This window comes from Nocardia vermiculata NBRC 100427, from assembly GCF_001613265.1.
Classification (GTDB): domain Bacteria; phylum Actinomycetota; class Actinomycetes; order Mycobacteriales; family Mycobacteriaceae; genus Nocardia; species Nocardia vermiculata.
Genome location: NZ_BDCA01000035.1, coordinates 32,035 through 53,317, shown reverse-complemented (window position 1 = coordinate 53,317; position 21,283 = coordinate 32,035). Strand labels below are relative to the sequence as shown.

Below are 21,283 nucleotides of genomic sequence, written 5' to 3'. Positions count from 1 at the left end.
CTGCGTCACTGTCCCGCGGCAGACCGGTGTGCCGACGGCTGCCGCGGGAACGGGGAAGTGGTGGCCGGTCGCCACCCCGGGGTGGCGACCGGAGCTCTACATCGGCTCCCAGAAGGTGACCTGGGTGGCCTTGGGATCGAGGGCGGGGCTCAGCGTGGAGCGGCCCGACGTCGAGTTCTCGCGCATCTGCTGGAACACCGTCGCGGGATCGCCGTCGATTTCGTAGACGGCCAGGTAGCGGTGCGCGGCGCCCTGTCCGTCCATGGCCGGTGCCCGGTAGCGCGTGCACGATGTCAGCCCGTCGATCTGCAGCAGTTCGGGAATGTGCACCTCGGTGTACCAGGTGTTGTATTCGTCGTCCATGCCCTCGCGCGGGGTGGAGAAGACCAGCATCTGCATGGTGGATACCTAACGATAGTGGTGGTGCGGCAGTCGGTGCCGAGTGTCGGAGGTTGTCGGAGGTCAGGCGCGCTGGGCGTAGAGCTCGGCCCATTCCTTGCGCGGACGCACGGTGAGATCGACGTCGGTGGCCTGGCCACGCAAGGCGCCCACCGTGGCCTGCTCGCGCGGGATGTGGGCGAAGGGGTCCCAGTTCAGGAACCGGCACGCGTTCTGCCAGGTGATCTTGTCGATATCGGAATCGTCCGCGTCGACGGCTTCCAGCTCCCGGTGGACGAACTCGGGGGCGTCGGGCCACAGGGAATCCGAATGGGGGTAGTCGCATTCCCAGGCGATGATGTCGATCCCGATCTCGTGCCGCAGTTTCAGTGAGGTCGGATCGGTGACGTAGCAGGCCATCACGTGCTCGCGGAACACATCCGAGGGCATCTTGCCGCCGAAGTCGCGGCGCAGCCACTTCTGGTTCGTGTAGTGCCGGTCGGAGCGATCGAGAAAGTACGGAATCCAGCCGACGCCGCCCTCGGACAGGGCGATCTTCAACCCGGGGTATCCGCGCATCGCCGGTCCCCACAGCAGGTCCTGGATTGCGATCTGGGACACGCTGGGTGCCAGCACCATCAGATTGTCGATCGGCGCGTCCGGGGCCATGTTCAAGGCGCGGAAGCCGGGGCCGATGTGCAGATTCATCACCAGGCCGGTGTCGGCGAGCGCGGCGAAGACCGGGCCCCAGTACTCGATGTCGTGATAGGACGGGTGCCCCTCGACGTGCGGGATCTCCGACATGGTCACGCCGTGGAAACCCTTGGCGGCCACCCGGTGGATCTCTGCCACTGCCAGCTGCGGATCCCACAGCGGCAGAATGGCATTGGGAATGAACCGGCCCGGATAGGTGGCACACCACTCGTCGATATGCCAGTTGTTGTAGGCCTGGATCATCGCCACGGTGATCTCGTCGGTGAACTGGCTGAGGTGGCCGGCGCTGAATCCGGCGAAGGTCGGGAAGCACATGGACGCGAAGACGCCGTTGGCGTTCATATCGCGCACCCGGTCGTGGATGTCGTAGACGCCCGGTCGCATCTCGGCATACCGGGTGGGGTTCTTGTCCCACTCCTCCTTGGGCCAGCCCACCACGGCGTTGAGGCCTGTCACCCCGACCGGCCGGCCGCGGTAGGTCCACTGGTCGATGCCCTGATCGTTGGTGAGTAGCCGGGGCACGTACTCGGCGTACTTCTTCGGCGTGTGCCGGTCGAACATGTCGGCCGGCTCGACCACGTGGTCGTCGATGCTGACCAGGATCATGTCATCGATATTCATGAGCTACCTCGGTGCTGGTGTGAACGGCGGCGGCCGGGACGACCCGGCGGGGAGATTGGCAATCTCTATTCGAGAGAATCATACTCTCCTAATGTGTTGTGACGATACACCCAATGTGTGTTCGGTAGTGCGGACTCGCCGTCACGACGACCGGTAGACCACCTCACCGGCCACGACGGTCGCCGCCACAGCGGACGCGTCGAGTACGTTGCCGAGGTCCGCGGGCGGAATGTGCAGCAGCGTCATATCCGCGATGTGGCCGGGAGCCAGGGTGCGTGGGATGTGTGGCCGGGTGGCGGTGCCGAAGAACAGAGACAGGGCGGTCGTGGGGGACAGGGCCTCGGCGGCGGGGCGACACGGGGCGCGCTCGACCGCGGCGCGCACCGCCGCCCACGGGTCGGGATCCCCGCAGGGGGCATCCGTACCTGCGGCTACTCCCACGCCCGCGGCGAGCAGTGACCCCAGTCGCCACAGGTCCGGCCGGTCCTCGGGTGGGAGGTTCCGGGCGATGTCGGTGCCGTGCCGGAGCCGCAGATGCGGATGTGTGATCACCGGAATGTCGTTGCGGCGCAGCCAGGTCAGCGCCTCCGTCGGGATCACCGCGCCGTGTTCGATCCGGTCGCCGGTCATGGTGCCCGTCAGATCGAGGGCCGACATCACGAGTATCAGCTGCAGCCTGGTCGAGCAGTGCACGGCAACAGGGCGTCCGGCGGTGTGCAGCCGACGCAGCCGGAACACGAAATCGTCGAGTTCGGGCAATGTGGTGTCGTCCAGCTCGACTGTGGTGGGCCCCAGCCGGAATCGGTCCACCTTCGGATCCTCGATATCGGGTTCGGCCATGCAGTGCACGCGTTGCACGATCCGGCCGTCGAGGACCGCGGCGGCCAAGGTGCCGACTTCGGGTCTGGTGAGATCGGGCGTCGCATCGGTGAAGCCGGTGACGCCGCAGGCTGCGGCCGCCGCCGAGATCCGGGCGGGGTCCGGGACCAGAGCGCCGATCCGATCGCCGAGCCAGGTATCCATCCGCCACAACCGGCCGGTGCTCCGGCCCAGATGGTCGCGTTCCACGCCGGGGAGATGACAGTTGTCGACGTCGAGCAGGGCGCACGCACGGGAATCGAGGATCCACAGCGTGCCGCAGCGATGCCGGACCCGCACCGGCCTGCCCACCTCCATCCGGTCCAGCGTCCAGCGGTCGAGGGCGCCGGCGACGTCGTCGTGGTAGTCGACCGCGCACAACCAGGTGTGATCGGTATCGGGCAGGGCCGCCGCGCGGAGACGAGATGTCAGTCCGGCCGTGCCCCGAATGCGGTCCGGCCCCACCGGTATCACGTCGCTGCGCGCGGCCAGCGACCGCAGGTGCAGGTGATGATCGTGCAGGCCGGGCACCAGCCATCCGCCGTGGGCGTCGATATCGTCCTCGCCGGGAAGCGGGCGCAGACCGTCACCGCAGTCGGTGATGGTGCCTCGCTCACAGCGGATGTCGGTCCGGTCGCTGCCGAAGACGACGGCATTGCGGATCAGCATGGGGTACCACCTCCGGCGAACGATTGCGCGACGCGATCCGGCTGTCGGTCGACCTCGGCGAGAGACAGCGGCGGAAACAGTTACCGCAGCCGGTCTTTGAGCACCTTCCCGGTGGCGCCGAGTGGGAGTTCGTCGAGGAAGACGACCGACCGGGGCACCTTGTACCCCGCCATGTGCTCGCGGCTCCAATCGATGATTTCGGCTTCGGTCAGGGCGGTGCCGGCAACGATGTAGGCCTTGCCGACCTGCCCCATGCGATCGTCGGGAACCCCGACGACCGCGGCTTGGCGCACCTGCGGATGCTGCAGTAGATATCCTTCGATCTCCGCGGGATAGGCGTTGAAGCCGCCGACGATGAACATGTCCTTCTTCCGGCCGACGATCCGCAGCCGGCCGTCACCGTCGAGGGTGCCGAGATCGCCGGTGTGCAACCAGCCGTCGGGATCGATCGCCGCCGCGGTGGCGTCGGGATCGTCGAGATAGCCCTGCATCACGGTGTAGCCGCGGATCAGGACCTCCCCGTCGTCGGCGATGCGCAATTCCACGCCGTCGCAGGCGGTTCCGGCGGTGGTTGCGATCTGTTCGAAGGTGTCGCCGGGGCGGGAGGCGGTGGCGGTGCCTGCTTCGGTCAGGCCGTATCCGGTCATGATCGTCCGGAACGGCAGTTCGGTCTGTACCCGGCGGATCAGCTCCACCGGGATGTCGGCGGCCCCCGTGACCGCGGCCCGCAGCGACGACAGGTCGTGGTCGTTGCCGGCGTCCAGTAACGAGTGGTAGAGCGTGGGTGGCCCGGGCAACATCGTGATCCGCTCGCGGGCGACGAGTTCGCAGACCCGCTCCACGTCGAAGACCGCGACAGGCAGGATGGTCGCACCCCGGATGAACGACGCCAGCACGCCCGCTTTGTAACCGAAGGTGTGGAAGAACGGGTTGACCGCGAGGTAGCGATCGCCCTCGCGTAGGTCGGCCAGGTCGCACCATTCGCTGTAGAGCCGCAGATTCTGCCGATGGTTCATCATCACCCCTTTGGGGCGACCGGTGGTCCCGGAGGTGTAGATGACGTCGGAGATGTCGGTGCCTGCCACCTCGCGGTGGAAAGGCGCACCGCTGCTGAGAAAGTCCGAACCCAGATCGATCAGCGGCACGCCGTCGGGTGCGGTGTGCTCACGGCCCAGGAAGCCCTGCTGTACGAGGAGCAATTTCGCTCCGCTGCGGTGGATGACGTCGGTTGCCTCGGCCGCCTGGAACCGGGTGTTGACCGGCACCAGCACCCCACCGGCGGTGAGCAGCCCGAGCGCGGCCACGATCCAGTGCGCCGAGTTGGGCGCCCAGATCGCGACCCGGTCACCCCGGTCGATACCGGCCTGCGCGAAGGCGCCCGCCGCCCGGCGGACCCGATCGACGAGTTCGGTATAGCTCCACCGCAGTTCGCCGTCGACGACCGCTTCGGCGTCACCGAAGCGGTCGGCCGTCGAGGCGACCATCTGCGGGATGGTGTCCCAGCTCATGCAGCTATACCTTCAGCAACCTCGCGAGGTTGCCGCCCATGATCTTCTGCTGATCGGGCAGCGCCATGTCCTTGATCTCGTTGATGTAGCGCGCCGGTTCGGCCAATCCCTCCGGATGCGGGTAGTCCGAGCCGAACAGTACGTTCTCCACGCCGATCAGGTCGGCGATGGCCTGCAGGTCCTCTTCCCAGAACGGGCTGACGTGAATGCTGCGCGTGACCGCCTCGACCGGATCCTGGAAGCCGAAGCCCTCGGGCGCCTTCTTGTAGGTGTCGGCCAGGTTCTCGAGCAGTGGGCCGAGCCAGGAGGCACCGTTCTCGATGACGGCGACCTTCAGTTCGGGGTGGCGGAACAGCGCGCCGTGGCACACCCAGGAGGCGACGGCGTCCTGGATGGGCCGCCATTCGGTGGTCATCCGGAAGGTGTTGGTCTGGAACGGCAGCATCTCCAGATTGGAGCCCTCCCATTCCGCGTTGAAGCGCGAGTAGCCGCTGTCGGAGGAGTGCATGGTGACCAGGACGTCGTGTTCGACCACGCGCTTCCAGAACGGATCGAATTCCGGCAGCGCGAACGAGCGCGGGCCGCGCAGGCCGGGCACCGGAGCCGGGCGCACCAGGATCGCCTTGGCGCCGTTCTCGACGCACCAGTCCAGTTCTTCGATGGCCTTGTCCACCATCGGCAGGCTCACCACCGGGACGGTGAAGATGCGGTCCTTGTAATTGAAGCCCCACTCCTCGAGCAGCCACCGGTTCAGCGAATGCACCACGGCGTGAATGAGATCCGGATGGTGGCGCATGCGTTCCTCGATGAGGCTGGCCAGGGTGGGGAACATCAGGGTGCGGTCGAGCTGGAGTTCGTTCATCAGCTCGAGGCGGGGTCCGGGCTGGTGGAAGGCGGGGATCGAGCGCATCGCCTTGCCGAAGATCTCGCGGCGGCTCTTCCCCTCGGGGTTGCCGTTCTTGAAGTATTCCTCCATCGCGCCCGGACGTGCGACCACCTCGAAGGTGGGGTTGGGGATGTACTCGCTGATCTGGCCGAGCACCGCGATCTTGGTGCGGCCGTTCAATTCCACGTACTGGATGGCGCCCTCGAACTCCTTCGGCAGGTACCGGGTGAGGGCTTCTTTGGTCTCGTAGAGGTGGTTGTCGGCGTCGAACAGCTGATACGGCAGCTCGAGCTTCGTCATAAGAGTCTCCTTTGTTCGTTATGAGAATCATATTCTCACAGCGTGCGCGTGGCAATGTCCTACCCGGACGTGGCGGCGCCCCGTTCGGTGACCTCGGCCCGGACGCGGTACTTCTGCACCTTCCCGCTGGGGGTGCGCGGGAAGTCGTCGACGATGTGCAGTTCCTCCGGCCACTTCTGTTTCGCGAGGCCGACTTCGGTGAGATGTGCCTGAACTTCTGTGAGGGTCGGCGCGGGGGTTCCCTCGCGCAGCCGCACCACCGCGGCGGCATGTTCGATCAGCCGCGGGTCCGGCGCCGCGACCACGACGGCCTCGGCGATCGCGGGCATACGGTGCAGCATGTCCTCCACTTCGACGGCGCTGATGTTCTCGCCGCCTCGGATGATCAGATCGGTGGTGCGGTCGGTGATGGTGAGGTAACCGTCGTCGTCGAGACGGCCGACATCGCCGGTGCGGTACCAGCCCTCGTCGTCGAAGGCCGTGGCGGTGAGCGTGTGGTCGGTGTAGCCGAGGCACAGATCCGGTCCGCGGCTGAAGATCTCACCGTCGGCGGACAGTCGGATCTCCACACCCGGTAGCGGGCACCCGTCGGTGTAGAGGCGTTTGTGCTGCGCGTCGGTGCAGTCGGAGCCGGTGATGGAGGGATGCTCGGTACTGCCGTAGGCGCGATAGACGACGATGCCGAGGTCGGTGAGCCGGCCGGTGACCGCCGTCGGCACCGAACTCCCGCCCAGTCCGGCGTATTTCATCAGGCGCAGATGTTCGTCGGTGAACCGGGGATGGTCGAGCAGGCTGGTCAGGTAGTAGGGCACCCCACCGGCGACGGTGACACCGAACTCCGACATCAGCTCCAGGACTCGCTCCGGATTCCAGACATCGAGCAGATTGATCGCCGCCCCGTCGAGTACCGGAATGAGCAGGGCATTCAGCATGCCGATGAAATGACCGACCGGTGCCGCGGTGAGCTGGGCACCGAGGTCCGGCGGAAAATGGTCGCTGAGCTGGCGGGTTTCGAAACCCAAGGTGCGGTGGCTGTGGATCACGCCCTTCGGGTCGCGGGTGGTGCCGGAGGTGAACGCGATCAGGGCCGGTGCGTCCGGATCGACGGCGACGACGCCGGACATCGGTTCCGTGGCGAGCAGTTCGTCGAAGTCACGGCCCACCACGCCGACGATCGGTACTTCCGCGCACAGATCGGGCTGGAAGGTCATGGTGCCGAACCGCTCCGCGGTGACGAACGCCTTCGGCCGCACGGCCTCGAGGATGTAGCCGAGCTCTTTGCGGCCGTAGAAGTGCACGATCGGGACCATGGTCGCGCCGAGGAACGAGGCCGCCCAGAAGGTTGCCGCGGCCTCCATCCAGTTGGGCAGCTGAAAGGCCACCACATCGCCCGGGCCGACGCCACGCTCGCGCAGGCCGGCCGCGAGGCGGCGGGCCGTGTGCTCGACCTCGCGCACCGTGCCCGACCACGGTCGCACCTCCGAATGCACCTGGAACCGCACCTCCGGCGCGGCGGCGAGGCCGCGTGCCAGGACATCTCCCATGGTGTCGCGTGTCCACCAGCCCTGCTCCTCGTATTGATCGACCAAGTGCTGTGGGATCTTTCGCATGTTCGAGCTCCAATGCGCGACGGGTGGGGCGACGCCGGTGGCGCGCTCGGGCTGTGCTGCCACGGGGGTCTGCCGCAGAAAAGGTCCTTCGTGGAAATGATATTCTCAGATCTGCAGTAGCAACATATCCAGAATGGAGAATCGGATGGTCGACCTCGAGGTGGACGACGGTGTCGCGGTACTGACCATCAACCGGCCGCAGGCGCGCAACGCCATCGCGCCCGAGACGATGGAGCAGCTCGACGAGGCGATCGATGCCGCCGCCGGCGCCCGGGTACTGGTGGTGCGCGGTGCGGGGGAGAAGGCCTTCGTCTCGGGGGGTGATCTCAAACAGCTGGCCGCGATCCGCACCGAAGCGGGTGCCGCCCGGATGGCGTGGCGAATGCGAGGCATCTGCGATCGGCTGGCGGCATTTCCGGGGCCGGTGATCGCGGCACTCAACGGCCACGCACTGGGCGGGGGCGCAGAGTTCGCGGTCGCGGCCGACATCCGCATCGCGGCCGACGACATCACCATCGGTTTCAATCAGGTGAAACTGGCCATCATGCCGGCCTGGGGCGGCGCCGAACGGCTGGCGCGACTGGTCGGACGTAGCCGCGCCCTGCTACTGGCCGGCTCGGGCACCGTGCTGACCGCGGCCGAGGCAGAACGGGCCGGACTGGTCGACCGGGTGGTGCCGCGGGCCGATTTCGAGCAGCAGTGGCGGGCGGCGGCGGCCGCGCTGGCACATCCCGCGGCGGCGCCGATCAAACAGGTCGTCTCCGGGGCCACACCGGCCGAGGCGGTGGAAGCGTTTGCGCAGCTGTGGGTTTCGGATGCGCACTGGGAGGCTGCCGACAAGGTGCTCGATCGTCGCGCAGCACCGGCGGCGCCCGCCGGTGCCACCCGCGGTTAGGACACCCTGAGAGTTCGACGTTTTCCGGCCTCCCGATCGGTCAACCCCTGTCAGCGGCCCGGGTAAGTGCCGGGCCGCCGACAGGACCGAGTGCGTCACTCGGTGCAAGCACGCCGGACAGGCGTAGAGGGAGGACACGTGCGCATCATCACGACCGGAATCGCGGCCGCCGCGGTGGCCGCGGCCACCGTTGTGGGAGCGGGCGCGGCATCGGCCGCCGACGATCCGGGGCTCCAGGCGCCCGACGAGATCATCACCATCGATATCAACCTGCTGGGATGCTCATTGGGTGCGGGACTCGGTGCGGAACTCATTCCGACATTGAGTTCCGAGGGTAACGGTTCGAATATCGGACTCAACTCCGGGTTCGCGTCGCGCTTGCGCGCTGCCGGCTGCCTGCCGGGACGCTGATACCGCCGCCGAGGCGCCGTCCACGGGCGGCGCCTCGGCCCCGAGTGGTGCGGCCCCGAGTGGTGCGGCCCCGAGTGGTGCGGCCCCGAGTGGTGCGGCCCCGAGTGGTGCGGCCCCGAGTGGTGCGGCCCCGAGTGGTGCGGCCCCGAGTGGTCCCGAGTGGTGCGGCCCCGAGTGGTGGGGTCTGGCTGGGGTCGAGCAGCGGCGCGCGGATACGGTGCCGCTGTAGGAGTGAGTTACTCCGCGTCATCGGCGATTTCGCTGATCGCGTGTACCGGGCAGTCGAGCAGCGCGCGCCGAACTCCGTCGCGGTCGGCCGGCGGCACGGACCCGTCCCCTTCCAGTCCGGCATAGCCCCAGTCGTCGAGGGTGAAGTAGGTCGGCGCGTGTTTCGCGCAGGTGCCGAAGCCGTCGCACCGGGTGCGGTCGAGTCGAATTCTCATATCGCGGTCATCGCTTCCACTTCGAAGGGGCGCAAGGCGGTGAACGGTGTGGCCGCGCAGACCGCGCAGCTACCGTCGCGGTGGCGTGCCACTGCCTCCGGGAACTCGTCGAGCAGCGTGCGGGCGGTATTCGTGGCAGCGTCGAGGGTGCCACAGGCGCCACGACCGCGCAGTACCATCGACCATCGGCGCAGACGCGCCAGATCCGCCTCGTCGGCCACACCGTCGCGCAGTGCCGAAGCGACCGCGCTCATGGCCGCGGTGCCGTTGAAACAGGACCCGCACTGTCCGGCATTCTCGCGGTCGAAATACGCCAGTACCGAGGCCGCCACCGCGACGGGACACTCCTGCTCGCCGATCAGCGCGATCGCACCGCAGCCGAGCCCGGTCCCCATCGCCCGCAACCTCTCGTGATCGAGGTGGCCGTCGAGGATGCGCCGACCGGTGAGACCGTTGAAATATCCGCCGAGCAGTGCGCCCCGGATCCGCTCCGGCGCGACACCGTGCAGTGCGAGCAGCTCGCGCATCGAGAAGCCGTGCGGCAGTTCGTAGATCGCGGCACCGCGATCGGCGCCGGTGACTGTGGCCAGGAAGGTGCCGGGGGAGTCCGCAGTACCTACCGCTCGGAAGGCCTCGGCGCCGTGGCGATGGATCCACGCCAGATGGGCGAGTGTTTCCACATTGCTGATCAGGGTGGGTCTGCCGCCGACGCCGGCCGCATAGGGGCGTGGGGGCTTGTCGGTGGGTGTGGCGGGCCCGCCGTCGATGGCACGCACGGCGGCGGTTTCCTCGCCGGCCACATATCCCGCGGCGACGACGACGATCTCGACCGGCGCCGGTGCCGCCGGTGCGCCGGCCGACTCGGCCAGGGCGGTGGCGACAGCAGCGGCCGCCCGAGAATCGGAGACGTACACGATCGTGCGATCCGCATCGAGAACCGCTGCGGCCAACCGTAATCCGTCCAGAACCAGATGCGGGCGCCGGCGCAGCAGCCACCGGTCCTTCGCGGATGCCGGCTCACCCTCCTCACCGTTGGCCACCACGACAGGCCGTGTTCCGGGCCGGGTGCGGCGATGTACCGAGTGCAGCTTGGCACCCAGGGGGAAGCCGGCACCGCCGCGTCCGCGCAGTCCCGATTCGGTGACCTGCGCCAGCAGTCGCGCCGGATCGGTGAGCGGTGTGTATCCGCCGCCGGCCAGGTAGGCGGCCAGCGATTCGGTACCGCCTCCGGTGGTGAGCAGCCGGGGTGTCGTCTCGGGTGGTGCGGCGAGCACCGTATTCGCGATCGCATCCATCGAATCGTCCTTCGGAAATATCGTCCGGCCCGAAAACTGTCGGGCCGAGAAAATGGTGTGCCTACAATCGGCGGCATGCGTACCGCAGTGATCCGGGTCGATGTCGATCCCGCGGGGGAACTCTCCCGAGATGTATTCGCCGCCAAGATTTCCGACCTCACGATTCGCGCGGTGAAATCGGGAATCACACTGCCCGCCCCGGACATCGAATCCTTGCCGCCGCGGCGCCGGGAAATTCACCTGCTGATCGACGGCGACGACCCCCAGCAGCTGTCACAGACGGTGCTCGCGATGTGTGCCGAGGTGTTCGGCGCCGGTGTGCGACCGGGTCCGGTGACCTTCGTCAGTCGCGGCACCGACGACGACGCTCGCGGTGTCCTCGCCGGCTTCGGCATTACCGGCGAGATCGACCGCAGCTCCGGCGAGGCCGGTTTCGACATCCTCACGGTGCGGGTGCCGCGGATCGACCTCGAACGGGTCCCGGAGAGCCGGATTCAGACCGCGCTCGAGGCTGCCACCAACTCGGAGGTGGTGATCGTCGCCTGTTAGGTCCGGGCGAAGTCCAGGATCGCCGGTGCGGCCTGCACCCAGCAGTCGAACGGATGTCCTTCCCCGCGGGCGCGGGCCTTCTGCCCCTGCTGCCACGCGTCCTCCGGCCACGGCGGATCGATCAGGACCGAGCCTTCGATCAGGCAGTGCACCTCCATCGACGTCCGCTTCGGATGGTCGATGTCGTGCTCGCCGCCACGAATGATCAGAGTCGGAATCCGTATCTTCGAGAACTCGTGATCGGTGACGCCGGGAATGGTCTGACCCGGTTTCGGAACATAGGCGTCCAGCCAGCGCAACATCTGTTCCTGGAATGTCTCGGCCTCCAGTGCCAGCATCCGAGACTTGTTCTTCGGATTGTCCTGGATACGTTCCTGCCATTCCGGTAGTTCGATCAGTCCCTCGATTCCCTTGATCTTCGCCGCGGTGATATTGGGAATGATGTAGTGCGAACCCAGTGCCAGACATCCGTAGTTTCCGCCGACGATATTCCACAGAATCAGTTTCGTCGCGATCTCCGGATGCAGGATCGTCGTCAGGATCGAATCGCGTGCACCCCCGGAACCGCCGGCGATGATCACCGGCCCGGTGTCCAGGTGTACGAGCAGATCGTGCAGCACCTCGGCGCGCATATGCGATTCCGTGGGCCCCCAGAAGGCGACTTCGCTGCGCCCGCAGTTGGGCCGGTCCCACAGCAGGACCCGGTGTCCGCCGGCGACCAGTGCCTCGGCGAGCGGACGCAATCCGGGAATCTCGGTGCTGAACCGGCCGCCCGGGGTCAGCACTATCAGTGGTCCGGAATCGCCGAGTATCTCGTAATAGACTTCGCCGCCGCGTATTTCGGCTGTTGGCATGGACAGACCTCCTCAGGCGGTGACCAGTACGTTGTTGTCGACCACCCGGACCGGATAGGTGCGGATGCTCCACTCCGGCTTGACCGCGGTCGTGCCGGTGGCCAGTTCGAATCCCCACTGGTGCCACGGGCAGAAGATGTATTCGCCCGGGCGCACACTGACCGCATCGCCCGGAACGGATTCGTCGACCTTCGTCAGCCCGCGGGCGCGGCCCGCACACAGTGGGCCGCCCTCGTGCGGACAGTAGTTGGCGATGGCATAGAAGGTGCCACCGACGTTGTACACGCCCACGCCGTGCCGCCCGATGGGAACGAGTTTGTGTGCGCCGGGCGGAATCTCGTCGATGGTGGCGACGGCGTGTTCACGTCCTTGTGGCAGCCGCGGCGTCGCGGCGGTCTCGTCGGTCATCAGAACACCCGCACCTGACCGGGGAGCACCGGCACGGTCGCGGGCAGGGTGGCATAGGTCGCCAGGCCGTTGCCGAACATGATCGGCTCGCGAGTGTGCTCGGGTAGGTGCTTGACCAACCACCGCGGATCGTCGAAGGTCCAGTGCGGATAATCGGAGGAGAACAGCAGGATCTTCTCGGCCTCCATCCACTCCAGTGCCCGCGTCAACTCGGTCTTGTCGTCGGGATAGTCCAGCGGCTGGGTGCTGAACCGGATGTGTTCCTTGACGTACTCCGAGGGCTTGCGCTTGATTTCGACCCAGGGTCTGCGTGCCTCGTAGATGGCGTCCATCCGCCACATCAGCGGCAGAATCCAGGAGAACGCGTGTTCCACCAGGATGATGCGCAACGCCGGGAAACGGTCGAAGACACCGTCGAAGATCAGGCTCATCACCTGGTTCATCGCCAGCAGCGAGTAGGTGACCATGAAATCGTGGTTGTAGCTGGGGAATCCGACCGGAGGCATCGGCATCGTCTCGTAGTTGCCGCGCGAGAGATGGCAGGCGACCGGCAAGTTGTGCTTCACCGCCGCTGCCCATACCGGGTCGTACATGGGGTCTCCCCACGCCGGGCGTGGTTCCGCACGGATGAGGATCTGTGCCATGTAGGGGTGTCCGGCCCACTTCTCGATCTCGCGGACCGCACCGGCCGGATCCTCGGCCGCCGCGCTGATCGAGCCGCGGAACCGTTCGTGCCAGTTGTTGTGGCCGTCGAGCCAGTCCTGGTCCAGCCAGGTGTTGGTGGCGGCGGCGGCCGCCGAGGTCGCCTCCGGGAGCCGGGCCTGCCGCAGGCCGGGTTCCAGGATCGCGATATCGGACCCGGCCCCGATGATCAACTGCTCGAACAGGGTGTCGGGATCGCTCCCGGGGAAGCCGCCGTCGGGGGTGAAGGCGTCCACCCGCATCGCGTAGGCGTACGCGAAGTCGGGGGCGTCGTAGAACAGGGTGCCGCCGACGGGATGGTTGAGAAAGTACTTGCTGCGGAACGGTTCCGGATACAGCTCGGCGAGCCGGCCCGGGCGGGGTACCGGGTGCACGTCGGAGTCGACCACGCGCACCGCGACCCGATCGGCGCTCGGAATACGTTCGCGTACCTCGGTATTCGCCTGAGTCATGATGTCCCTTTCGATGTCCGATGCCGGTTACCGCGTCGTCGCCGCGGCGGGGATGTCGATGCCGTACAGCTCGGCGGCGTTGCGCCACAGCAGCTTGTCGCGCTGGGCGGGGCTCAGTGCGGACGGCAGGCGTGCCGGATCGTGTAGTTGCCAGTCCGGATAGCTGGAACCGAACATGATCATGTCGTCCTTGCCGGTGAAACCGAGCCATTCCCCGGCGAAGTCGACATCGCCGGGACCGTCGAGCAGTCCCTGCACGAAATAGATCGAGCCGGGCAGGTAGTCGCTGGGCATCCGCGGCGCCCACGGGGTCTGCTCGAGGTGCGGACGCCCGAAGGTGTCCATCCGCCACATCATCGGCGTGAGCAGGTCGGCGGCGCCGTCGGCCCACACGAAACGCAGCTCGGGCAGGCGCTCGAAGACGCCTTCGGCGATCATGTTCATCTGGTGATACAGGTAGTTCAGGGCCATGAAGCCGAGATACTGCTCGTAACCGCGCGGATGTCCGGACGGAGTCGGTGGATAGGCGACACCGGAACCGGATTCGATGTGCACCGCCACCGGTAGCTGTGCCGCGACCGCGGCCTCCCACAACGGCCAGAACTGTGGTTTGCCGTAGAGCTCACGCGACTGCATCGGGATGCCGATCTGCACGATGCCCGGATGGGAACCCCAGCGTTCGATCTCACGGATCGCGCCGGACACGTCCTCCGGGTTCACTCGCAGCGTGCCGCGGTAGCGCTCGGCGTAGGTGCCGGACTCGAGCCAGCGCGCGATCATCATCTCGTTGTGCGCACTCGCGATGGCGGTGCCGAGATGGCGATCGGGCATGATACCGCGCGTCATCGGATGCAGAATCGCGATGTCGGCTCCGCGCTCGTCGAACAGCACCGCGCCGACGGCATCGGGCTCGGAGCCGGGGTAGCCGCCCTCGGACAGCACCGTTGCGGGCGCGAACTCACCGCCCGGGGCGCCGTACCAGTCCATTTCGACATCCGGATAGCCACGCGCACTGTACGGTTCCCGCAGCCACGTGCGCAGTTCGGCGTTGCCCTGGAAGAAGATGTGCACGCTCGCATCGATCACCGGGCTGCTGGTGCCGTCGGGAAGGGTGATCATCGGCTCTCCTGGAGTGGGTGGGACGACCGCGGCGGGCGGTGCCGACGAGCGGCATTGCGCGAAGGGCCGTCGGTACTGCGGACATGGTGCGCGACAACCGGGTCCGGTCGTGGTGCGGACGGATGTCGCGCGCCGGTGCCGTGGATGACCCACGGCGTACGGCGAACCAAATATTTGTTCCGCAAATGTACGCCGAAACGGCCCAGTCACACAAGGGGTCGGGGACAGCCGGGTCAGCTCCGGATCGGCGTGCGGGTGGCGCCGCACAGCAGTGTTGCGCGCGAATGAGCGTGGGCGGCCTCGATTCCCAGCCGCGCGACGACAGGCGGCGGCATCCAGATCAGATCGCGCACACACGCCGACAACCGGCTCTTCGCCATGCCTTCGGCGCGGATCTCGCCGTCGGCGCGGCCCCGCTCGACGACGGTCGCGATCTGGCGCGCGCGCCGGCGCAGTACCTCGATCACATCGCTGGCATCGGGTGGGGTGGAACGAAACCAGGCCCGCTGGATCGCGAACTCGAGGTCGAAACGGTGCAGAGCATGAAGGTTGATCCACGTCAGCGCGTCGAGCTTCGCCACAGCAGAGCTGTCGGTGGCGACCACGGCAGCATAGGCGCGCGAGATCTCGTCGTGGAACGAGCCCATGATCGAATCCAGCAGCGCCTGTTTGGACTCCACCGCGCGGTAGACGCTGCCGGCGCCCATCCCTGCTGCGGTAGCGATATCACGCATCGTCGTGGCCTCGTAGCCGCGGCGCGCGAATTCGGCGCGCGCGACCGCCCGCAGCCGCGCGACGCGCTCGCCGTCAGCGGTATCCAACGGCTCGGTCCAGGTCGCGATGCTGTCGCGGGCGGCGCGCAGCGCGGCGGATCCGTCCAACTCGGCAGGGGAGGCGGGTTCGGCGGGCAGACCGTCGAGCAGCAGCCGGCACACCACCATCGCGACCCGGTCGGCGGAACTCTCGCGGTGCAGTACCGACAAGCCGGTGTGCAACATCGTCTGGCACAACTGCTCCGCCAGCACCGCCCGGTCCACCCGTGCGGCGAGATAGCCGCGGGCGGCCGCCGCGTCGAGCAGCATTCGCATGGCAGCGGTCGGCGCGGTGGGCGGATCCGCGGCGAGCGCGACGAGTGCGGTTCCGGCTCCGGTATGTGGCTCGTAGATCGACAATTGCAGGGCCGCGCGATGCTCGAGCGCGCAGGCCGCGATCGTGGCCGCGAATGCGTCGACGACCTCGAACGCCCGGTCCGCATCGGTGATCGCCGACGGCGGTGGCGCCGCCCGCGCGACCGCTCCCAGTGCCGCGTGGTAGCGCTCGAGCAGCTCGACCGCGATCGCTTCCTTGGACTCGAAGTGGTGGTACAAACTGCCCGGCAGGATGCCGCACGCGTCGGCGACGTCCTTCACCGCGGTTCCGGCGTACCCGGCCGAGGCGAAGACCTCCGCGGCCGCCCGCAGGATCTCGTCGCGGCGTTCGCTGTCGGCACGACCACCGGCGAGCGCCGTGGTCCGTGTTCGTGGCATAGGCACAGTGTGACCGATCCTCGCGCGCGTGCCGCCTGCCCCGGTCATGATCGAAGGATAGCCCCGGAACCGAATACCCGTTCCGGGTGGACGGCGCAGTGCTGTCTTCGGGTGGCGGATCGGTGCTGGGGACCTACCGCCACGTCCTGGCGTCGGACGGCCGCCCAGCGTTCAGTCGTTGCGGGGGAAACCGAGGTGCAGCCCGCCGTGGCTGGGATCGAGCCACCGGCTGGTGACGGCCTTGGTCCGGGTGAAGAAGTGCACGCCCTGCACGCCGTGGGCGTGGGTATCGCCGAACAGCGAGCTCTTCCAGCCACCGAAACTGTAGTAGGCCATGGGAACCGGGATGGGTACGTTGATTCCGACCATCCCGACCTCGACCTCGTACTGGAAGCGACGGGCCGCACCGCCGTCGCGAGTGAATATCGCGGTGCCGTTGCCGTAGGGATTACTGTTGATCAGCTCGAGTGCCTGCTCGTAACCCGCCACTCGGACCACGGCGAGGACCGGACCGAAGATTTCCTCCCGATAGGCCGCCATTGCGGGGGTGACGTGATCGAGTAGCGTCGGTCCGAGCCAGAACCCCTGGGAGACATCGATGTCGGCGTCGGAGGTGCCGGTGGCGGCGCGGCCGTCGACGACCACCCGGGCGCCCTCGCCTTCGGCGATGTCGATGGCGCCCGCCACCTTGTCGCGATGGCCGCGAGTGACCAGCGGACCCATATCGGCCTCCCCGTGACCGTCGCCGATCCGCAGGCCACGGGTCCGTTGTGCCACCCTGGCCACCAGGTCGTCGGCGATATCGCCGACCGCGACTGCCACCGAGATCGCCATACAGCGTTCGCCCGCCGAGCCGTACCCGGCGCTGACCAGTGCATCGGCAGCGAGGTCCAGGTCTGCATCCGGCAGGATCACCGCGTGGTTCTTGGCGCCACCGAGAGCCTGTACCCGCTTGCCGGTGGCCGTACCGGAGGCGTAGACGTATTCGGCGATCGGCGTGGAGCCCACGAACGAGATCGCCGTGATCTCGGGGTCGGTCAGCAGCGCGTCGACCGACTCCTTGTCACCCTGCACCACGTTGAACACGCCCGCCGGCAGTCCTGCCTCCGTCCAGAGCCGCGCCATCCACAGCGCCGCGGACGGATCCTTCTCGCTGGGTTTGAGCACTACCGTGTTGCCGGTGGCGATCGCGATCGGGAAGAACCACATCGGCACCATGGCCGGGAAATTGAACGGGGAGATTATGGCCACCGGCCCCAGTGGGGCGTGCACCGAATACGCGTCCACCCCGGTGGAGACGTTCTGAGTGAAGCCGCCCTCGAGCAGATGCGGAATGCCACAGGCGAACTCGACTACTTCCTGGCCGCGGGACACCTCGCCCAGTGCATCGGAGAACACCTTGCCGTGTTCAGCGGTGATCAACTGTGCGAGTTCACCTTTGCGGGCGTTGAGCAGTTCGCGAAAACGGAACACGATGGCCGTGCGGCGCGACAGCGAGGTGTCGCGCCAGGCAGGAAATGCGGCGGACGCGGCGGCGACGGCGGTGCGTACCTCCTCGGGCCCGGCCATGGCGACCGCACCGGTGACCCGGCCGGTGGCCGGATCGGTCACCGGCGCTGTGCGGCCGGAGTTGCCGGGGCGGTCGGTGCCCGCGATCCAGTGACCGATGTGGGTGGGTTCGGCGGTGGTGCCTGTGGCCGTCGATTCCGCCGTGCCGGTCACGACAGGCCGCCCGCATGCGCGCCGGTCATGGTGGTGAGCGGGGCCGCGCCGTACCACCCGCAGGGCAGTCCGCAGGTCGCGGTGATCTCGGTTTCGCGGTGACGATCGGCGAAGGTGCGCACCGTGCGCACTGCCTCCGCCGCATATCCGCACCGCGGGCAGGTGCCGAAGTAGTCCAGTATTTCGCGGACCGCGATGTCGACGGGCGGCAGCATGATGACCTCCGGGTCTATTTCTGTTGTGTACCAGCGCATCGGGTTGCCTCAGTCGAGGAACAGGTCCGGTATCGGGCGGGTACCGCCGCCGTACTCCGACAGGTCGCGGACGCCGGATTCGATGAGTACCTGCGCGTCGATATAGCAGTTGCCGGTGGTGTGTGCGGCCGGGCGGGACAGGATCTCCGCGGCGGCGTCGCCCATGATGCGCGGATCACGCGCGGAATTCAGTAGCTCGGATCCGTCGGGCATATTCGCCACCGCCGAGGTCGCGATATAGGTCTGCGGCCACAGGCAGTTCACGCCGATCGCCCAGTCGGCGAACTCGGTAGCCCAGCCCAGCGCCATCAGTGTCATCGCGTACTTGGACTGGGTATAGGCCGGATGGGCGCCCAGCCAGCGGGGGCTGAGGTTCAACGGGGGCGAAATCGTCAGTACGTGGCTCTCGCCGGATTCGCGTAGGTGCGGCAGGCATGCCTGGGTGAGCAGGAAGGTACCGCGGACATTGATTTCCTGCATCAGGTCGAAGCGTTTCACCGGCAGTTGCCCGGTCGGCTCCGTCGCGATGGCACTGGCGTTGTTGACGCAGATGTCGATGCCACCGAAGTGTTCCACGGCGGTCTGCGCGGCCCGCTGGGTGTCGGCTTCGTTGCGCACGTCGCCGACGACGGCGACGGCCTTGCCGCCCGCGGCCTCGATCTCTGCCACGGCGGTATGCACCGTACCGGGCAACTTCGGGTGGGGTTGTGCGGTCTTGGCCAGCAGCACGATATTCGCGCCGCGCGCGGCGGCGGACAGGGCTATGGCCAGGCCGATCCCGCGGCTCGCGCCGGAGATCACCATGGTGCGGCCGGCCAACGGATATGCGGGCATGACGCTCCTCGAAGTCAGTCGTTCCCCTCTGATGGTATTGGCATTCTCTTTTTTGGCAAGTAACGTATTCAAAGATGAACGACGACGTCGAGACCTCTTCCGGCATCCCGCTGGCCCCGGTCTACGGGCCCGAGGTGCGTGCCGAGCAACCACCCGCACCGGGTGAGTTCCCCTTCACTCGCGGCAATTTCGCCACCGGCTACCGCGGGCGGCTGTGGACCTTCCGGCAGTACTCCGGTTTCGGTACCGCCGAGGAGTCCAATCGCCGGTACCGGTATCTACTCGAGCAGGGCGGCACCGGTCTGTCGGTGGCGCTGGATCTGCCCACCCAATGCGGTTACGACTCCGACGATCCCGAGGTGAGCGAGGAGGTCGGCCGGGTGGGCGTGGCGGTCGACACCCTCGCCGACGCCGAGATCCTGTTCGACTCGATACCGTTGGACACGATCAGCACCAGTTTCACCATCAACGGCACCGCCGCGATTGTGCTGGCGTTCTACGTGGCCGCGGCCGAACGCAAGGGCGTGCCCCGCGCGAAGCTCACCGGCACCATTCAGAACGACATACTCAAGGAGTACGCATCACGCGGGACCTGGATATGGCCCCCGGAACCGTCGCTGCGACTGATCGCCGACACCATCGAATTCTGTGCTGCGGAGGTGCCCCGGTTCAACGCGATCTCGGTGGCGGGGGCACACTTTCGCGATGCCGGCGCCACCGCGGTGCAGGAGATGGCGTTCACCCTCGCCGACGGTGTCACCTACTGCGACACCGTCGTCGAGCGCGGGCGGATGAGTATCGACCAGTTCGCTCCACAGATCTCGTTCTTCTTCTACACCCACGGGGACTTCTTCGAAGAGATCGCCAAATATCGTGCCGGACGGCGGCGCTGGGCCACCGTGGTTCGCGAACGCTACGGTGCGAGCACCGATCGGGCCTCGATGTTCCGGTTCGGCTGTGTCTCCGGCGGTGCGTCGCTGTATGCACCGCAAGCGCGGAACAATCTGGTGCGCGTGGCCTACGAGGCGATGGCGTCGGTACTGGGCGGGGTGCAGTCGATGTTCACCGCGGCCTGGGACGAGCCGTTCGCACTGCCCAGTGAGGAATCGGCCACGATGGCGCTGCGGACCCAGCAGATCCTCGCCTACGAAACCGGCGTCACCCGGGTCGCCGACCCCCTGGGCGGCTCCTATTTCGTTGAGGCGCTCACCGACGCCACCGAGGAACGCATCGTCGAGATCATGTCCGATCTCGACGAACACGGCGGCATGGTGCGCTGCATCGAGGACGGCTATCTGCAGGGCCTGATCGCCGACGAGGCCTACCGTGTCCACCGGGACATCGAATCGGGACGCCGTCCGGTCGTCGGCGTCAACCGGTTCACCTCCGAGGAACCCGCACCCGAGATCGGCACCTACGAACTGGACGCCGCGGGACGGGATCTGCAGTTGAAGCGGCTTGCCAAGGTCAAGGCAGACCGTGACCCGGTCGCGGTCCGTGCCACGCTGACGGCGCTCTCGCGCGCCGCCGAGGGAGACGAGAATCTGATGCACCGGCTCATCGATTGTGCGAATGCGTACTGCACGGTGGGGGAGATGACCACCGCGCTCAAAGCCGTGTGGGGCGAATTCCAGCAGCCGGTGGTGTTCTGATGCCGGCGCGCGTACTCGTTGCCAAGCCGGGGCTCGACGGTCACGATCGCGGCGCCAAGATCGTCGCACGCACCCTGCGTGACGCCGGGTTCGAAGTGGTCTACACCGGTATCCGCCGCCGCGTGGAGGAGATCGTCTCGATCGCCGTGGCCGAGGACGTCGCCGTGGTGGGACTGAGCATCCTGTCCGGCGCTCATCTGGGCCTGACGGACAAGGTCGTGCAGGGGCTGCGCGACGCCGACGCCGCCGATATCGCGGTGATCGTCGGCGGTACCATTCCGCAGGCGGATGTGCCGCGCCTGCTGGAGATCGGCGCCGCCGCGGTGTTCCCGACCGGAACCCCGCTCGAGCAACTGGTGCGCGATGTTCACGCACTCACCGGCACCGCGCAGCCCGCCACCGGGCCGGTGAACACGGCCGAAGCCTGACGGTTCGGTGCCTTAGGCGGACCCGGCAGGCCACCCCACAGCGCCCGCACGGCGGACCCGGGTCTCCGCGGTCGGGGGCCTGTGGCGGGGCCGAGCGGCGAGGTCACGGTGTGGCATCGGCCCGAGATCGAGGTCCGGCAGCCGCAGAGAACCCGGCTCGAACAGGTCCGCACCGGGCAACGGAGCCGCGGCGCG

General features: G+C 67.4%; 21 protein-coding genes. 5 read left to right on the top strand and 16 right to left on the bottom strand.

Going from position 1 to position 21,283, the window contains the following annotated elements:
• Nucleotides 1–96: 96 nt before the first annotated feature.
• The 6 genes from NV2_RS26815 to NV2_RS26790 all read right to left on the bottom strand — a co-directional run bounded on the left by NV2_RS26815 (nt 97) and on the right by NV2_RS26790 (nt 7,544).
• Complete coding sequence (locus NV2_RS26815) at nt 97–399, bottom strand: DUF4286 family protein (protein ID WP_067880363.1); 303 nt, start codon at nt 397–399, stop codon at nt 97–99.
• 63 nt (nt 400–462) lie between these two features.
• A complete protein-coding gene (locus NV2_RS26810; RefSeq protein WP_067880360.1) occupies nt 463–1,713 on the bottom strand; it encodes an amidohydrolase family protein in 1,251 nt (416 codons plus the stop codon).
• A gap of 141 nt (nt 1,714–1,854) precedes the next feature.
• Entirely contained in the window at nt 1,855–3,240 is a 1,386-nt protein-coding gene (locus NV2_RS26805; protein ID WP_067880357.1) for an amidohydrolase family protein, read from the bottom strand.
• Between the two features lie 80 nt (nt 3,241–3,320).
• Entirely contained in the window at nt 3,321–4,748 is a 1,428-nt protein-coding gene (locus NV2_RS26800; RefSeq protein WP_067880354.1) for a FadD3 family acyl-CoA ligase, read from the bottom strand.
• Nucleotides 4,749–4,752: 4 nt separating this feature from the next.
• Nucleotides 4,753–5,934 carry an amidohydrolase family protein gene (locus NV2_RS26795; protein ID WP_067880351.1) on the bottom strand — a complete coding sequence of 394 codons (1,182 nt, stop codon included), beginning with the start codon at nt 5,932–5,934 and terminating at the stop codon, nt 4,753–4,755.
• A 59-nt stretch (nt 5,935–5,993) separates the two neighbouring features.
• Nucleotides 5,994–7,544: an AMP-binding protein gene (locus NV2_RS26790; protein WP_067880348.1), complete on the bottom strand. Its 1,551-nt coding sequence runs from the start codon at nt 7,542–7,544 to the stop codon at nt 5,994–5,996.
• 145 nt (nt 7,545–7,689) lie between these two features.
• On the opposite strand from NV2_RS26790, the gene NV2_RS26785 reads away from it, so the two are divergent.
• The gene (locus NV2_RS26785; protein ID WP_067880407.1) at nt 7,690–8,439 is read left to right on the top strand and encodes an enoyl-CoA hydratase/isomerase family protein; all 750 of its coding nucleotides are present in this window, start codon (nt 7,690–7,692) and stop codon (nt 8,437–8,439) included.
• A gap of 138 nt (nt 8,440–8,577) precedes the next feature.
• A complete protein-coding gene (locus NV2_RS31585) occupies nt 8,578–8,850 on the top strand; it encodes a hypothetical protein (protein ID WP_067880345.1) in 273 nt (90 codons plus the stop codon).
• A gap of 236 nt (nt 8,851–9,086) precedes the next feature.
• Here the strand turns inward: NV2_RS31585 and NV2_RS26775 are convergent, their stop codons facing one another.
• Nucleotides 9,087–9,293 (bottom strand): ferredoxin, encoded by a 207-nt coding sequence (locus NV2_RS26775; RefSeq protein ID WP_067880342.1) that lies wholly within the window; start codon nt 9,291–9,293, stop codon nt 9,087–9,089.
• Nucleotides 9,290–10,588 carry an NADH-ubiquinone oxidoreductase-F iron-sulfur binding region domain-containing protein gene (locus tag NV2_RS26770; RefSeq protein ID WP_067880339.1) on the bottom strand — a complete coding sequence of 433 codons (1,299 nt, stop codon included), beginning with the start codon at nt 10,586–10,588 and terminating at the stop codon, nt 9,290–9,292. Before NV2_RS26770 ends, NV2_RS26775 begins: the two co-directional genes overlap by 4 nt.
• A 75-nt stretch (nt 10,589–10,663) precedes the next feature.
• Here NV2_RS26770 and NV2_RS26765 point away from each other — a divergent pair, with 75 nt between their 5' ends.
• Entirely contained in the window at nt 10,664–11,137 is a 474-nt protein-coding gene (locus tag NV2_RS26765; RefSeq protein WP_067880336.1) for a hypothetical protein, read from the top strand.
• Here the strand turns inward: NV2_RS26765 and NV2_RS26760 are convergent.
• The 8 genes from NV2_RS26760 to NV2_RS26725 all read right to left on the bottom strand — a co-directional run bounded on the left by NV2_RS26760 (nt 11,134) and on the right by NV2_RS26725 (nt 19,008).
• Complete coding sequence (locus NV2_RS26760; protein ID WP_067880333.1) at nt 11,134–11,991, bottom strand: alpha/beta fold hydrolase; 858 nt, start codon at nt 11,989–11,991, stop codon at nt 11,134–11,136. The genes NV2_RS26765 and NV2_RS26760 overlap by 4 nt on opposite strands.
• Before the next feature lie 12 nt (nt 11,992–12,003).
• Nucleotides 12,004–12,399: a Rieske (2Fe-2S) protein gene (locus NV2_RS26755; protein WP_067880330.1), complete on the bottom strand. Its 396-nt coding sequence runs from the start codon at nt 12,397–12,399 to the stop codon at nt 12,004–12,006.
• Entirely contained in the window at nt 12,399–13,553 is a 1,155-nt protein-coding gene (locus NV2_RS26750) for an amidohydrolase family protein (protein ID WP_067880326.1), read from the bottom strand. Before NV2_RS26750 ends, NV2_RS26755 begins: the two co-directional genes overlap by 1 nt.
• 27 nt (nt 13,554–13,580) lie before the next feature.
• Nucleotides 13,581–14,672 carry an amidohydrolase family protein gene (locus tag NV2_RS26745; protein ID WP_067880324.1) on the bottom strand — a complete coding sequence of 364 codons (1,092 nt, stop codon included), beginning with the start codon at nt 14,670–14,672 and terminating at the stop codon, nt 13,581–13,583.
• Between the two features lie 233 nt (nt 14,673–14,905).
• Nucleotides 14,906–16,198, bottom strand: coding sequence for a TetR/AcrR family transcriptional regulator (locus NV2_RS26740; protein ID WP_067880321.1), 1,293 nt, complete (start codon nt 16,196–16,198; stop codon nt 14,906–14,908).
• Between the two features lie 171 nt (nt 16,199–16,369).
• Nucleotides 16,370–17,866 carry a CoA-acylating methylmalonate-semialdehyde dehydrogenase gene (locus NV2_RS26735; protein ID WP_067880404.1) on the bottom strand — a complete coding sequence of 499 codons (1,497 nt, stop codon included), beginning with the start codon at nt 17,864–17,866 and terminating at the stop codon, nt 16,370–16,372.
• Nucleotides 17,867–17,916: 50 nt separating this feature from the next.
• Nucleotides 17,917–18,174, bottom strand: a complete 258-nt coding sequence (locus NV2_RS26730) for a hypothetical protein (protein ID WP_067880318.1) — start codon at nt 18,172–18,174, stop codon at nt 17,917–17,919.
• A gap of 9 nt (nt 18,175–18,183) precedes the next feature.
• Nucleotides 18,184–19,008, bottom strand: coding sequence for an SDR family oxidoreductase (locus NV2_RS26725; RefSeq protein ID WP_067880315.1), 825 nt, complete (start codon nt 19,006–19,008; stop codon nt 18,184–18,186).
• A gap of 74 nt (nt 19,009–19,082) precedes the next feature.
• On the opposite strand from NV2_RS26725, the gene NV2_RS26720 reads away from it, so the two are divergent.
• Nucleotides 19,083–20,660: a methylmalonyl-CoA mutase family protein gene (locus NV2_RS26720; protein ID WP_067880313.1), complete on the top strand. Its 1,578-nt coding sequence runs from the start codon at nt 19,083–19,085 to the stop codon at nt 20,658–20,660.
• Nucleotides 20,660–21,088: a cobalamin B12-binding domain-containing protein gene (locus NV2_RS26715; protein ID WP_067880310.1), complete on the top strand. Its 429-nt coding sequence runs from the start codon at nt 20,660–20,662 to the stop codon at nt 21,086–21,088. Before NV2_RS26720 ends, NV2_RS26715 begins: the two co-directional genes overlap by 1 nt.
• Nucleotides 21,089–21,283 lie beyond the last annotated feature (195 nt).